The organism is Synechococcus sp. CBW1002, assembly GCF_015840915.1.
In the GTDB taxonomy this organism is placed as follows: Bacteria; Cyanobacteriota; Cyanobacteriia; order PCC-6307; family Cyanobiaceae; genus CBW1002.
The window spans coordinates 2,024,949-2,039,182 of sequence record NZ_CP060398.1 but is presented as its reverse complement, the minus strand read 5'-3'; the positions used below and the strand labels follow the sequence as shown (position 1 = coordinate 2,039,182).

At 64.1% G+C, this 14,234-nt stretch carries 10 protein-coding genes; 7 read left to right on the top strand and 3 right to left on the bottom strand.

Features of this window, described 5'->3' with window-relative positions; translation table 11 throughout:
* The first annotated feature begins 5 nt into the window (after nt 1-5).
* Nucleotides 6-3,230, top strand: a complete 3,225-nt coding sequence (gene drmD, locus H8F24_RS09820) for a DISARM system SNF2-like helicase DrmD (protein ID WP_231597692.1) — start codon at nt 6-8, stop codon at nt 3,228-3,230.
* Here drmD and H8F24_RS09815 read toward each other — a convergent pair.
* Complete coding sequence (locus H8F24_RS09815; RefSeq protein WP_197153724.1) at nt 3,215-3,616, bottom strand: type II toxin-antitoxin system VapC family toxin; 402 nt, start codon at nt 3,614-3,616, stop codon at nt 3,215-3,217. The genes drmD and H8F24_RS09815 overlap by 16 nt on opposite strands.
* Nucleotides 3,613-3,858, bottom strand: coding sequence for a plasmid stability protein (locus H8F24_RS09810; protein WP_197153723.1), 246 nt, complete (start codon nt 3,856-3,858; stop codon nt 3,613-3,615). The genes H8F24_RS09815 and H8F24_RS09810 overlap by 4 nt, the downstream gene beginning before the upstream one ends.
* 78 nt (nt 3,859-3,936) lie before the next feature.
* Between H8F24_RS09810 and H8F24_RS09805 the strand changes: the two genes are divergently transcribed.
* The 5 genes from H8F24_RS09805 (at nt 3,937) to H8F24_RS09785 (ending at nt 11,663) form a co-directional block, all read left to right on the top strand.
* Nucleotides 3,937-8,127, top strand: a complete 4,191-nt coding sequence (locus H8F24_RS09805) for a DNA methyltransferase (RefSeq protein WP_197153722.1) — start codon at nt 3,937-3,939, stop codon at nt 8,125-8,127.
* The gene (locus H8F24_RS09800) at nt 8,124-8,432 is read left to right on the top strand and encodes a nucleotidyltransferase family protein (protein WP_197153721.1); all 309 of its coding nucleotides are present in this window, start codon (nt 8,124-8,126) and stop codon (nt 8,430-8,432) included. Before H8F24_RS09805 ends, H8F24_RS09800 begins: the two co-directional genes overlap by 4 nt.
* A complete protein-coding gene (locus H8F24_RS09795) occupies nt 8,429-8,659 on the top strand; it encodes a DUF86 domain-containing protein (RefSeq protein WP_197153720.1) in 231 nt (76 codons plus the stop codon). Before H8F24_RS09800 ends, H8F24_RS09795 begins: the two co-directional genes overlap by 4 nt.
* Nucleotides 8,660-8,771: 112 nt before the next feature.
* The gene (locus H8F24_RS09790) at nt 8,772-9,431 is read left to right on the top strand and encodes a hypothetical protein (RefSeq protein ID WP_197153719.1); all 660 of its coding nucleotides are present in this window, start codon (nt 8,772-8,774) and stop codon (nt 9,429-9,431) included.
* Between the two features lie 6 nt (nt 9,432-9,437).
* The gene (locus H8F24_RS09785) at nt 9,438-11,663 is read left to right on the top strand and encodes an Hsp70 family protein (protein WP_197169596.1); all 2,226 of its coding nucleotides are present in this window, start codon (nt 9,438-9,440) and stop codon (nt 11,661-11,663) included.
* A 75-nt stretch (nt 11,664-11,738) separates the two neighbouring features.
* Here H8F24_RS09785 and H8F24_RS09780 read toward each other — a convergent pair whose 3' ends face one another.
* A complete protein-coding gene (locus tag H8F24_RS09780; protein ID WP_197169595.1) occupies nt 11,739-13,253 on the bottom strand; it encodes an IS66 family transposase in 1,515 nt (504 codons plus the stop codon).
* 161 nt (nt 13,254-13,414) lie between these two features.
* Between H8F24_RS09780 and H8F24_RS09775 the strand changes: the two genes are divergently transcribed.
* Nucleotides 13,415-14,233, top strand: a complete 819-nt coding sequence (locus H8F24_RS09775) for a hypothetical protein (protein WP_197169594.1) — start codon at nt 13,415-13,417, stop codon at nt 14,231-14,233.
* Nucleotide 14,234: the final 1 nt, after the last annotated feature.

The following is a 14,234-nucleotide window of genomic DNA, read 5'->3' as shown; positions in this document are numbered from 1 at the left end:
GCTGTGTGGTCCTCTGCCGCAGCCACCGCTGGCTGGTGGAGAAGGTGGAGCCGTCCGAGCACCCCGAGGGGGACACGGTGGTTGGTCTGGCCTGCCTGGATGACGACGCCAACGGCCAGCGGTTGGAGGTGTTCTGGGAGCGGGAAGTGGATGCCCTGGTGTTGGGTGAAACCACCTGGGACACGGTGGGGCAACGCGGCTTTGATCAGCCTCAGGTGTTCGGCAGCTACCTCAACACCCTGCGCTGGAACTGCGTCACCAGCACCGACCCCGGCCTGTTCCAGGCGCCGCTGCGGGCGGGGATCGACGTGAAGCCCTACCAGCTGGAGCCCTTGCGCAAGGCGCTGCGGATGCCGCGGGTGAGCCTGTTCATCGCTGATGACGTGGGTCTCGGCAAAACGATCGAGGCCGGGCTGATCATGCGCGAGCTGCTGCTGCGCCAGAAGGTGCACCGCGTGGTGGTGGTGGCGCCCCCTTCGGTGGTGCTGCAGTGGAAGGGGGAGATGGAGAGCCGCTTCGGCCTGGGCTTTGCGGTGATGGACCGCCAGTACATCGCCGAGATGCGCCGCCAGCGGGGCTGGGGCATCAACCCCTGGGCCACCCACACCCGGTTTGTGCTCAGCCAGGCGTTGGTGCGCGATGAGGCCTATGCCGGCCCGCTGCGCGACTGGCTCGGCGATGAAGGCAAACAGGCGCTGCTGATCCTCGATGAGGCCCACAACGCCGCACCGGCGAGTGGCTCCAAGTTCGCGATCGATTCCAAGCTCACCCGTGCCATGCGCGATCTGGCCGGGCGGTTCGAGCACAAGCTGTTTCTCTCCGCCACACCCCACAACGGCCACAGCAACAGCTTCTCCGCCCTGCTCGAGATCCTCGATCCCACCCGCTTCTGCCGCGGCGTGGCCGTGCGCAAGCAAGACCTGGAAGACGTGATGGTGCGCAGGCTCAAGGAAGACCTGCGGCAGATCGGTGTGGACCTGCCGCAGCGGCTGGTGACCCCCGAGGTGATCGATGGCCTGCCGAGCGACAACCCCGAACTTCAGCTGGCCGAGCTGCTCAGCCGCTACCGGGAGTTGCGCAACCAACGGCTCGCTGCCGCCGGCAAGCGCGAACGGGCGGCCGAAAATCTGGTGATCTCCAACCTGCAGAAACGCCTGCTCAGCTCGATTGCCGCCTTTGATCGCACCCTCAGCGTGCACATGCACACCTTGGAGAAACGCGCGGCCAAAGCGGAACAACGGCGCCAGGTGCGTCTGGATGCCCTCGATCTGCTGCAAGGCTCCATCGATGGCGACGACGAACGCGCCGACGGCAACGAAGAGGACCTGCTCAAGGAAGCCGACGCCCAGCACGAAGCCGCCCTGGCCTCGGCACTGGAGGCCAGCGAGGAGGAATGGGCCTTGCTGCGCCAGATGCAAGCGATCGCCCAGGAGGCGCGCTACGAGCCCGACAGCCGCGTGCACCGCCTCGAGCAGCTGATCCGCGACCACCTCTGCCCGCAGCTGGGGCAGCCGGGGGCCCCGTGGAGCAACGAACGCCTGCTGATCTTCACGGAATACGCCGACACCAAGGACTGGCTGGAGCGCCGGGTGCGCGAGCTGATCGCCGAAAGCGATCAGGCCGAAGCCCGCATCGCCACCTTCCATGGCGGCATCGGCGATGAACGGCGCGAAGCGATCAAGCGCAGCTTCAACAGCCCACCGGAAAGTGACCCCCTGCGGATCCTGATCGCCACCGATGCAGCGCGGGAGGGCGTGAACCTGCAGAACCACTGCAAACGGCTGGTGCATTTCGACGTGCCCTGGAACCCGGGGCGGATGGAGCAGCGCAACGGCCGGATTGATCGCACCCTGCAACGATCACCGCAGGTGTATTGCCACTACTTCGTGCTGCCCCAGCGCCCGGAAGACACAGTGCTCGACACGGTGGTGCGCAAGACCGATCAGATCCGCAGCGAACTGGGCTGCCTGCCGCCGGTGGTGATCCGCAAGCTCAACGACCTGCTGGCCAAGGGCATCAACCCCACCGCCCTGGCGCACACGATCGCCGAGATCAAGGGGCTGGATCAGGAGGATGACTTCCGGCTCACCCAGGTGCTCCTGGAGGAGGAACTGGAGGGCAGCCGCGAACGCAAGGAGGCCCTGGAGAAACAGGTGGGAACGCTGGAGCGCTACCTGGAGCGCTCTCGCAAGTGGCTGCATTTCTCTACAGAGCAGTTCCGCGACGCGCTCAACACCAGCCTGCAGATCACCGGTGAGCGCCACGGCCAGCAGACCCTGGCGCTGCAGCCGCGCGATCCCCAGCAGGCAGCGCAGGATCCCGAACGGGCCATCTGGGAGTTCCCCAGCGCCACCGAGCTTCCGGGCGGGGAAGCGGCCTGGGGCGATGTACTTGATGCCCTGCGACCGCCGCGCCAGCCGGGGCAGAAGCTCTGGCAATGGCGGCAGGACACCCAGCTGCAGCCGGTGGTGTTCCGCGATCCGCAGGAGGTGAATGCCGATCGCGTGCACCTGCATCTGGAGCATCCGCTGGTGATGCGCTTGCTCAACCGCTTCCTGATGCGCGGCTTCCAGAGCGATGCGCTCAGCCGCGCCGCAGTGGTGGGCACGGCCGATGACACCGCCAAGCTCGTGATCCTGGCTCGCCTGAGCCTCTACGGCCATGGCGCCTCCCGCCTGCACGATGAAGTGCTCGCGGTAGCGGCCGAGTGGGATCCCAGCGATCCCCAGCGCCGGCTGCGCAAACTCAGCAGCGAGAAAACCAGTCGCGCCCTGGAGGATCTGGAGACGTCGCTGCGGCAGCGCCTGGAGGCACCGGAAGGGATCAGCGCCGCTCTCCAGAACAACCTGAGCGTGGATGTGGCTCACTTGCGGGAAGCTCTGGATCAGAAGGTGGAGGAACGCCGCCAGGACGCGGCCGCCAAGCTGGCCAAACGCGCCGACGATGAGGTGGCCCGCTTCATCAAGGTGCTGGAGGAGCAACGCAAGCGGATCACCAGCACCCGCAGCCGCACCAACGAGAACCTCGATCAGCTGTTGCTCGATCTGGGTGGGATCAAGGAAGAACGCCGCCAGCTGGAGGACAACCGCAAGTACTGGGAGCAGCGCCTGCAGACCATCGACAGCGACCTCAGCCACGAACCCGAGCGCATCCGCCGCACCTTCGAGCTCCGCACCCACCGGGTGGAACCCGCCGGTGCGATCTACCTCTGGCCTCAGGAGGTGGCCTGATGCAGGGACATCGCAATGGCGGGGAAGGCGGCCTGCAGGGCACGGTCCTCCGTGATCAGATGCACGCCCAACTGCTCCGCAACGGCCACGAACTCACAGTCGTAGGCACTGCAGCTGCTCTGACTCACCAGATGCAACACATGCTCCGAGGCCACCGCTTGCTCCTCACTGGCGAGAAGCACCTCGGCCTTCTGCATCAGCGCCAGAGCCGCTGGCAGGCTCAGCAAGTCACGGCGAACATGCTGCGTAAGAACGTTGCGGAACTCGCTGCGCCAAAGCGGCGGTGTGGCCCAGTGCCGATCGTGCCGCCGCAAGGCTTCAGCCTGTTCGGTTTTGGGGCCAGGCAGCAGCAGGTAGGCCACCACGTTGGTATCCACAACGATCACGGCCGCCCTTCCCGCTTGAAGGCATCGATGGCCTCAGGGTTAAAGCTGTGGGGTCCCAGGCTCTCGCGCAGGGCTCGGATCTCCGCCAGCTCCTCCTCTACGGATGTGGGGGGTGCGGCCAGGCCCGCTTCCAGGCACACGATGGCCTCATTGTTGAGGCTGCGCCGATGCCGCTTAGCGGCGGCAGCCAGCCGGGCGTGGAGCGCATCGGGCAGGTTCTTGAGGGTGAGCGTTTTGGCCATGGCAACCAGCGATCCACCGGTGGTAGCACCAGTATGGAACCGTTTCGGTTGCGCGAACGATCTGGCGGGGGTGCGCTGATGGCTTACGGAACTCCCGGCATCCACACCCACGAGCAATGGCTCGGCCTGGTGCAACCGGTGGGCCTGGTGGTCGCCCCGGCGGTGCTCAACAAACTCGAGCTGTTCCCCAACCAGGGCACGGCCTATCTCTCGACGCGGCAACGCCAGCTGGAAGCCCTGCTGGAAGAGCGCGACACCGCGGCCGGTGAGCCGATCCAGGTGGTGCCGGGCTTTGGGCAACTGGCCACCGAACTGCTGGATTGGGGCGAGGCCGACCTGCTCAGCGCCGATCAGCTTCAGACCATCCCGGAGGTGGTGCTGAGCGAATACGGCGAAACCCTGCGCCCCACCCACGGGGTGCCGAAGTTTGAAGGCGAAGGCCTGCAGGCCCTGGTGCTCGACCTCACCGCCCTGGGCGAATGGGGCCGCGCCTTCGATCAACCCTGGAATCCCACCGGCAACGGCTGGGATGCCACGCCGCAACAGCGTTTCGAGCGGCTGCTGAAGGAAACCGAACATCCGATCGGCATCCTGTTCAACGGCGCTGATCTGCGCCTGGTCCACGCGCCGCGAGGTGAATCCAGCGGCTGGCTCACGATGCCCCTGGAGCCGATGGCCGAGGTGGCGGGCCGGCCGATGCTCGGCGCCCTGGAGCTGTTGCTGGGGGTCGATCGGCTATTCGGTGGCAACCCGGAGCAACGGCTGCCGGCGCTGCTCGCGGCCAGCCGCAAGAACCAGAGCGAAGTGAGCACCCGCCTGGCCGAGCAGGTGCTCGAAGCCCTGTGGGAACTGCTGCTGGGTTTTGACGACGCCGAACGGCTGGCGCAGGACGCCGGCCGCACGGTGCTCGGCGATCTGCCCCACAGCGATGAGGGCCAACAGCAGCTCTATGGCGGCCTGATCACGGTGTTGCTGCGGCTGGTGTTCCTGCTCTACGCGGAAGACGAAGCGCTGATGCCCGCCGATTCGCTCTACGGGCAGCACTACAGCGTCAGCGCCCTGGCTGATCGGTTGCGCCAGGAGCGGGTGGACCACCAAGGGGCGATGAGCGATCGGCGCGGCGGTTGGGCATCGCTGCTGAGCCTGTTCCGGCTGGTGTACGACGGCGGCGGCGCCGATCCGGCCTACCTGCCGGCGCGCCACGGCGAGCTGTTTGATCCCGATGCCTACCCCTTCCTGGAGGGCCGCGATCCCTACAGCAGCTATCAGGACGCGATCCTCAGCAACCTGCCCGCCATCAGCGACGACGTGGTGGAGAAGGTGCTCAGCAAATTGCTCTGGCTCGATGGCGAGCGGCTGAGCTATCGGGCTCTCGATGTGGAGCAGATCGGCTCGGTGTACGAGGGGATCATGGGCTTCCGCGTGGAGCAGGCCCACGGCCCCAGCGTGGGGATTACGTATCGGCCGCCGCGCCAGAAGATCACGATCACGGTGGTGGTGAATGCGGATCAGCTGCTCGCTCAGAGCGCGGGCAAACGCGAGAGCTGGCTCGATGAACAGGCCGGCGTGAAGCTCAAACTGCCGGCCAGTGTGAAAAGGGAGCTGAAAAGCGCCAGCAGCCTCGCCGAGCTCTGCCTGGCGCTCGACAAGAAACTCTCCCCCCACACCCCGCGCGGGCTGCAGCCGGGATCACTGATCCTGCAACCCACCGCGGAGCGGCGCCGCAGCGGCAGCCACTACACCCCGCGGGCGCTCACCGAACCGATCGTGGCCGAAGCGTTCCGCCCCTGGCTGCAGCGCTGCAACCACCAGCCCACGGCGGAGCAGATCCTCGATCTCAAGGTGTGCGATCCGGCGATGGGATCCGGTGCCTTCCTGGTGGCGGTGTGCCGCTATCTGGCCGGCTGGCTGGTGCAGGCCTGGGAACGCGATGGCTTCCCCGAGGGCTTCCGGCAGGACGCCGACAAAGACACCGTGGCCCGCCGGCTGGTGGCCCAGCAGTGCCTGTATGGGGTGGACAAGAACCCGTTTGCGGTGAACCTGGCACGCCTGAGCCTCTGGCTGGTGACGCTCAGCAAAGACATGCCCTTCACCTTTGTGGATCACGCCCTCAAGTGCGGCGATTCGCTGGTGGGGTATTCCGTGAAGGAGATCCAGGCGGCGATGCAGGAGGTGCAACTCGCTCTGTTCAATGAACAGAACCAGATCATCGCCCAGCTGGGAACCAGCCGGCAAAGCAGCTTTGCCGAAGACAGCCTCTCGGATGAGAGTTACGACCGCAAGAAGGCTCTGCTGCTGCAGCAGATCAAGGCCGCAGATGGCCTGCGTCAGGTTGGCGATCTGATGGTGGCCGCCTTCTTTGATGCCAAGAAGCCGAAAGAACGCGCCGATAAGCAGCAGGTGTATCTGGCAATGCTCAGTGGCGCCTTTGCGGACGATGGGCTACAGGATTCCGTTCAGGAGATCCGCGAGCGGTTGGCGGCGGGCGAGAAGGGGATCACGCCGTTTCACTGGCAGCTGGAGTTTCCGGAGGTGTTTCGCGAGGGGCGGGGTGGGTTTGATGTGTTCGTGGGCAACCCTCCCTTCGCGGGGAAGAACACCATTGCCGAAGGCAGCCCGGAAGGCATCCTCGACTGGTTCAAGCAGCTGCACCCCGAGAGCCATGGCAATGCCGATCTCGTGGCCCATTTCTTCCGCCGCTGTTTCGATCTGCTCCGACCCAGTGGATCACTGGGGCTGATCGCCACCAACACCATCGCCCAGGGCGACACGCGTAGCACCGGCCTGCGCTGGATCTGCCTCAACGGAGGCACGATCTATGCGGCCCGCAAGCGCTACAAGTGGCCGGGCGTGGCGGCCGTGGTGGTGAGCGTGGTGCACCTGCGCAAGGGCGCTTATTCCGGCGCCAAGCTGCTGGAGCGGCGGCCGGTGGAGCAGATCACGGCCTTCCTGTTTGCCAACGGCGGCCATGAAGATCCGAAGCAGCTAGTAGCCAATGCCGGCAAGAGCTTCGTGGGCAGCTACGTGCTGGGCATGGGCTTCACCTTCGACGACTCCAGCCCGGCCGACGACGACACGCCCGGCATCCCCTCGCCAATCACCACGATGGAGCGGTTGATCGGTGAGAACCCGAAGAACGCTGAGGTGATCTTGCCTTACATCGGCGGGGAGGAAGTGAACAGCAGCCCCACGCATGCGCATCACAGATATGTGATCAACTTCGGCGAGCGCAGTGAGGAGGAGTGCCGGCGGGAGTGGCCGGAGTTGATGCAGATTGTGGAAAGCAAGGTGAAGCCTGAACGCCTGAAGGTCAACGACAAAGGAGCGAAGCAGAAATGGTGGCTATTCATCAGGCCAAGGCCTGAGCTGAATGCAGCCGTCGAAGGCAAAGCAAAAGTAATCGTCACCGCGAGGCATCAGCCGAACTGGCAGCTTGCCTTCATGCCACCAACATCTGTCTTTTCGGAGGCCATGGTGGTCTTCGCATTGGAATCAGCGGCATGGATGTTGTTGTGTCAGTCCGATGTACATGAACTCTGGGCTCGATTTCTAGGTTCGTCCATGAAGGATGACCTACGCTACACACCTTCCGACTGCTTCGAAACCTTCCCCTTCCCCGCCGCCCTGCTCGACGCCAACGCTAACGATCCCACTCTCGAAGACACACGCCAGAGCCTCGAAACCAGCGGCGAGCACTACCACCAGTTCCGCGCCGAGCTAATGGTGTCCAATAACGAAGGCCTCACCAGCACCTACAACCGCTTCCACGATCCAGCCGAAACCAGCCCAGGCCTGCTGGAGCTGCGCCGCCTCCACGGCGAGATGGATCAGGCGGTGCTGCAGGCCTACGGCTGGAGCGATGTGCCCACCGGCTGCGGCTTCGGCCTCGACTACCTCGACACCGAAGAAGACGCCCAACTCCCCGACGAACTGCAGGAGTGCATCGACAGCGGCGAGTTGTTCTTCTCGGATGCTGGCGATGCCCTCGATTTCCAGGGCCAGCTGGAGGCCTACGGCGCTATCACCGGTCGCCGCAAGCTGCCCTGGCGTTACCGCTGGCCCGATGCCGTGCGCGACGACGTGCTCGCCCGCCTGCTGGCCCTCAATGCCGAGCGCTACGAGGAAGAGGTGGCCCAGGGATTGCATGGCGGTAGTCGTCGGGGAGGCAGTAGCTCCGGGGGCAGCGGCACGGGTCGGCGCCGCGGGCGGCCACCCCGCAATCCCCAGCCCGAGTCGGGCCAGACTGCCCAGATCGGCCTGGCGCTATGACCCACGCACCCGCCACCACGATTCGCCAGCGCCACAACGCCCTTCGGCCAGAGGTCCTTGCCGTGGCGCACCGCCATGGCGCCTCCAACCAGCGGATCTATGGCTCCATCGCCAAGGGGCAGGTGCACGCCGGCAGCGACCTTGATCTCCTGGTTGACCTGGCCTCCGACCAGTCTCTGCTAGGGCTGATCAGCCTGCGCCAGGACCTCGAAGACCTGTTGGACTGCCCGGTGGACGTCACCGAGGCAGAAACGCTGCATCCGCTGATTCGTAGCGAGATCCTCGATCAGGCCTTGGCACTGTGAGTAAGGATCAGCTCTACCTCGAAAGCATCCGCGACTGCCTGGAACGCATCGCTGAGTACACCGACCTTCGGGCTGCCAATCCCGAGATTCCCTGGCGGCAGATTGCCGGCATGAGAGACGCGCTCATCCATGACGATCTCAAGGTGAATCTTGCCCGTGTCTGGCGCACCGTCGCCACTGATCTGCCGCCCTTGCGGGCGGCCGTGCAGCGCCTGCTCAACCGATGACCCTCGTCGTTCTCGCCAGTTGTGGCGATAGCTCCTGATCTCGCTCGCCGATCAGGCTTCCTGCCCTCGTCCTGTCTGCAACCCAACCACCACACCACCCCCACGACAAGCCATGGCCAGAAAGTCGAAGTCAGCTCGGGGCCTCAATGCCCGTGGGGCCAAAGGGGCACCCCGCGAAAAGCTGGCCAAGGCTGCCGGCTTTCGCAGTGATGCCGAAATCGCCGAGCTCTTCCCCCAGAACCGCCTGAAGCAGGTGCGGCAGCTGCAGCAAAGCCTGGCCGACCTGGTGTCAACGCTCAATCTGGGGGATCAGGGCGCCTCTGCCGTAGCCAGCCACTACGGCGCACTGGTCCGAGCCCTGGCCAATCGTGAAGCCCCCGATGCGTCGAGCCCCCCAGAGCCTGCCAAGGGCGCTGACACCTCTGCTCGGGCCACGAAGCAGGCCTCGCTCGCCACGGATGCCTTGCGGCAGATGGTGCTCGAAGCAGTGCAGACCCCCCTGGCCCTGTTGCCATCGCTGCTCGCAGACGACAGCCTCAGCGATCAGCAGAAACTCCAACGTCTGGGTGTCTACACCGCAGCCCTGGAAGCGGTCTATGAGCCGCTCGACCTTGAACCCATCGGTGAACCCGGAGAGGCCACCCACTTCGATCCCCGCCATCACGACAGCGCTGCTGCGTTGAGTAAGGGAGATGCCTGCACCATCCGCCAGATCGGCTTTCTCCGTGGCGATGCCGTGGTGCGCAAGGCCGTTGTTGTGGGTGCGGAGTGATCAGCCATGCTTCAACACCTCGCCATTGACCTCGGCAACACCAACACCCTGATCGCCACCCGTGATCAGGAGGGCCGCGAAGCCCTGTTGCACCTGCCGCGCATCTCCCAGCTCGACACCCAGCTCTCCAGGAGCCCGGAAAAACCCTTCACCTTTGTGCCCTCGGAAGTGTTTCACTCCGACGACGGACCGGAAGTGGGTGCTCGGGCCTGGGCCAAGCTCTCGGAGGATGAGCGGCCCGACGCCTACCGGCGTTACGGGCGCAACTTCAAGCGTCAGCTGCTCGACTCCTTTGTGCAAGCGCGCCATGGCGAAGAGGGCCACCGCAGCCTGCTGGAAACCAGCACCGATTTCGTGCGCGTTCTCTGCCACGACCTCAAGCAGGAACTGGAGGTGGAGTTCGGCAGCAGCCACGTCCCCAGCCTGATCCTCACGGCGCCCGTGCAGGCTCCCTCCGAGTATCGCGCCTGGCTGCGGGAAGTGTTCAGCGCCAACCTGCAACCCGAAGCGATTCGCCTGATTGACGAGTCCACCGCCGCTGCGCTGTTTTACGGCGAAGAAGCCTTCGGCAGCCGTGTGCTGATCGTGGACATCGGCGGTTCCACCTCCGACATCACTCTCGCTGACATCGGTTTTGCCGGTGACGGCACACCAGAGGAAGCACGCCTGATCACCAAGACAGGCACCTTTGTGGGCGGCTCCACAATCGACGACCTGATCGCCGAGAAAGCCTTTGCACTCCAGGGCCTCAACCCGCCCTCCACCTTTAACCGCAAGACGTATCTGCGTGCCATTCGTGCTGGCGAGAAGGTGAAGAAGAAGCTGAGCTTCAGCAAGCGCGCCTTGGAGCCTTACGAAGACCTCCAAGCCGGCCTCACCATCAACATGGCGTTCCGCAATACCGACCTCGCGTCGATGATCACGGACTCGACCATTGCATCGTCCTTGAAGGACCTGGTCCAGGAGACCGCAACCGAGATCCAAAACCGAGGCATCGCGCAGAACTCCATCAGTGGCGCGATCCTCGTGGGTGGCTGCACCATCTGTCCCCCGATACGCACCGTTCTCAATGAGGCCTTTTCAGGCCTTGATCTTGAGCTCTCCGACTCCCCTACAGAGGAAGAGCGTTTTGCTGCTGTGGTCTTCGGTGCCCTGCGCAGCGTCGATGCGCCCGTATCGAACGACTATCTCCTCCACGACTATGCCATCCGGCTTCGGGCCGTCAATGGCAACTTCGTCTACCAGACACTGTTCCGCCAGGGAACGGTCTTCCCCTGTCTTTCCGACTTTGCGCTGAATTCGGGGCGTCAGACCAGAGAACAGGTTGGCATCCGCATCTCCGTGGGCGAGCTCTATCGGCAGCCCCGGCGGCTGGATGATAGTGCTAACGAAACGGAGACTCCTGGCCCTTTGGTGGCCAACGAGTTTCGCCCCCTAGGAACAGGCGGCCACCTGGTGGTGATCCCCGTGGATCCCAACGCCCCCGTTGGGGACAAGCGCTACCGCATCACCTTTGCGATTGATACGGAACGCCAGCTTCGCATTACGGTTGACGACACCGTGAACCAGATACGCCTGTTCGACAATCAGGTGATCGTGGATCTCAATGAGTCGGCCGCACCTGCCGTGATCCCAACAACGCCTCCCCCTGCGATCACCTACACGGGAACACAGAAAGTCATCGAGTTGAATCCGAATCCTGGCTACAACAACCTGGAGATCGAAGTGGCCAATGTCCTGCGAGACATGGCTATCGAAGGATACCTGATATCGAATATCATCCTCGGGCAGCATCTGCACGAAGTAGATCACCTATTGATTACTCCATCAGGAGAGGCGTATATCATGGAATGCAAAAACTACAGGGGCACATGGACGGGTGGCATCAACTCTCAGTGGATCTGCACCGCCCCTGACGGGAGTGAGCGCGTCATTGCGGCGCGCCCAGTAAACCCCATGCTTCAGTGTCGCCGCTACATCGGTGATGTATTGCGGCGGTTGGCGAGCGAATACCCCGATGTTCAGTTCAGCAAGGCCTGTCTCGTGATCGCCCCAGACCACGCCCATCTTGATGGCGTCAGTGGCTGTGGCACCAACTTAATGAATGTCTCAGCCCTGCCCGCATTCATCACCGCGATGGAAACCAGGCGTCAGGATCGCCCAAGGGTCGACCTGGATCCTGATCGGTTGCGCAAGGCATTCTATTTGGTTGTATCCGTTCAGGGGCCGTGACGCAGCAGCGCAGCATTCCACCCCTGATCGTTGATCAACGAGCAACCACAGACACCACGATCGATGACGGCCGGCTCAGGGATTCGGCAACAGCGATGGCATCTCACCGCCGCGATGATGGGCGATCAAGGCCTGCTCCAGGAACTGCCAGATATCACGGCCCTCTTGCCGCAGGCTGGTGGTGACCGTGAGCAACCTGCTGCGGCAGATTGCACCCTGGCGGGATTGGACGCCATGGCTGATCTTGCGCTGAATCACCGAATGGCGCAGGGCACGCTCGGCTGCGTTGTTGGTGGGCTCGATCCCTTCAATCTCCAGGAAGGTCCAGAGGCCATCGCTCACTTGCAGCAACTGATGGCAGGTACGCACCGTCTTGGCCCACGGCGTTCGCTCGCCGCGCTGGCAGCCCAGCTCCACAACCCGCTGCAGCGTGCCCACAAACGCCTGGCGGATCGGCCGACAGCCCTGCTGCAACGTGGACCAGTCGATCGTTCCGTCTTTGTAGCGGTGCCACTGGGCAAACAGCTGCTGCTGCAGGCCCAGCAGCTCCGCTCCAATCTCACCGCTGGCGCCCTGACGGTCAGCGATGGCGGTGAGATCGCGGATCACGTGCGCCCAGCACAGCTGGCGCTGCTCCAGCGGGAGATGGTTGTAGGCGGAGAAGCGATCGCTCACCACAATTCCGCCAAAGGCATTCCCGAGCAGGTCGATCGCGGCGGCAGCCGAGCGGCTCAGGCTCTGCAAGAACACTGTCACCCCCATGGCGGTCACCATGACCCACTCCCAGCCGCGCCGGCCATCGGGGTTGCCCCCATCGGCATTACCGGTGGGGGCACCGGTTTCATCGACATAGACCACCGACTGCTGACGGGCAAACGCAAGGGCCTCCTGCATGGGCTGCTCCAGTGCTGCACTCAAGCGCTGGCGGATAGTGGCCATCGCTCCCCGGCTGATCTGTACCCCCAGCAGCTGATCCAGCAGCGCCTGGGTCTTGCTGAAACTCAACGGGAAGGCACTACCCAGCAGACCCACCAGAGCACTGAGCCGGGGACCGTAATGGCTTACTTCCACCTCCGCCGGTAACGAGGCACAGGTGCTGGTGGTACAGCAGGGGCAGACCAGGCGGTGCAGCCGGTGCTCGATCACCAGAGGCGTGATCGGTGGAATCTCGATCACCTGGTGCCTCAAGGGCTCGGGATCCTGACCCTGTAGCAACGTGCCGCAGCGGCGGCAGGCCTGGGGGTGGTGCTCGACCACCTCATCCACCCGCTCGATCGGCAGCAGCTCCGGCCCAGATCCGGGATGGCCCGGCTGGCCGCCGCGCTTGCGGCCACTGCCCTTGCGTCGTTCGGGCGGCTTAAACCCCTGGCCATCACTGGAGGGAGGCTTGGAAGAATTGCGGGAGCTGCGGCCGATCCGCTCGCGCAGATGGGCCAGTTCGGTCGCCAGGGCGGTGAGCTGGATGCGGAGCTGCTCGATCTCCTGTTGCTGCCTCTGGCACTGACTGACCAGCTCAAGAAATCCAGCCTTCACTCCCACCGGGGTGGCGGCCCAATCGGCTTCTGAAATCCCGGCCGGTGGGGTGGTCATGGCAAGGAGTCTCTTACTGAGATGCAACCAGGAATCAAGCCACCGTCAAGGGTTCAGCAAGCCCGATGTTCGTTGCGAGCTGTCCCGACTCCTGAACGGGTACATTTGGTTTGAGCATCAGGATGGAGGTTTTGGGTAGTGAGCCGGAGCAGCGTTAGTCCATGGGCCTGAGATCCTTCCTGAAGAACACAGCTCGTGCCCTTGGGCTGCTCAGGTCCTCGTCGAAGTCAGGGGCTTCACACGAGACGGATTACGCTATTGCCCTGGATCGCATCGAGCAGCAGATTGTTGAGGCAGTCACCTGCCGTGACAGCATCAAGTTGCTGGATATCTGGTATGAGCTGTCACTCTGGAAGGCACCTCCTCCGAAGACTGACGTACTGAAACAGCGCTTGGCTCAACTCTTCGAGGAGTATGAAGGCCAAGCCTTAAATCCCAATGCGTCCTCCAGCACTCTTCTAGTGCTGAAATCGCAGATCAGCACCAAGCAAAGAAGCGAGCGGCAGCAGGCGGATAAGGAGCGCCAGGCCAAGGCAGAAGCTGAACGCCTGGCCCGAGAAGCAGAAGCCCGGCGGGCGGCCGAAGCAGCCGAACGCCTCAGGCAGGAGCAAGAGCGCCAGGCCAGAGCAGAAGCTGAACGCCTGGCTCGAGAAGCAGAAGCCCAGCGGGCGGCCGAGGCAGCCGAACGCCTCAGGCAGGAGCAAGAGCACCAGGCCAGGGCAGAAGCTGAACGCCTGGCTCGAGAAGCAGAAGCCCAGCGGGCGGCCGAGGACGCCGAACGCCTCAGGCAGGAGCAGGAGCGACAGGCCAAGGCAGAAGCTGAACGCCTGGCCCGAGAAGCAGAAGCCCAGCGGGCGGCCGAGGCAGCCGAACGCCTCAGGCAGGAGCAAGAGCACCAGGCCAGGGCAGAAGCTGAATGGGGTTCCCCCGGTTTGGTGGACAGGTCGATAAGAGAAACGCCATCACCACCAGACTGTTGAT

Excerpts from the sequence above, each read along its gene's own strand:
- H8F24_RS09810 (WP_197153723.1), bottom strand. The coding sequence starts at position 3,858 with ATGGCCAAAACGCTCACCCTCAAGAACCTGCCCGATGCGCTCCACGCC.
- H8F24_RS09805 (WP_197153722.1), top strand. The coding sequence starts at position 3,937 with ATGGCTTACGGAACTCCCGGCATCCACACCCACGAGCAATGGCTCGGC.
- H8F24_RS09800 (WP_197153721.1), top strand. The coding sequence starts at position 8,124 with ATGACCCACGCACCCGCCACCACGATTCGCCAGCGCCACAACGCCCTT.
- H8F24_RS09790 (WP_197153719.1), top strand. The coding sequence starts at position 8,772 with ATGGCCAGAAAGTCGAAGTCAGCTCGGGGCCTCAATGCCCGTGGGGCC.
- H8F24_RS09785 (WP_197169596.1), top strand. The coding sequence starts at position 9,438 with ATGCTTCAACACCTCGCCATTGACCTCGGCAACACCAACACCCTGATC.
- H8F24_RS09780 (WP_197169595.1), bottom strand. The coding sequence starts at position 13,253 with ATGACCACCCCACCGGCCGGGATTTCAGAAGCCGATTGGGCCGCCACC.
- H8F24_RS09775 (WP_197169594.1), top strand. The coding sequence starts at position 13,415 with ATGGGCCTGAGATCCTTCCTGAAGAACACAGCTCGTGCCCTTGGGCTG.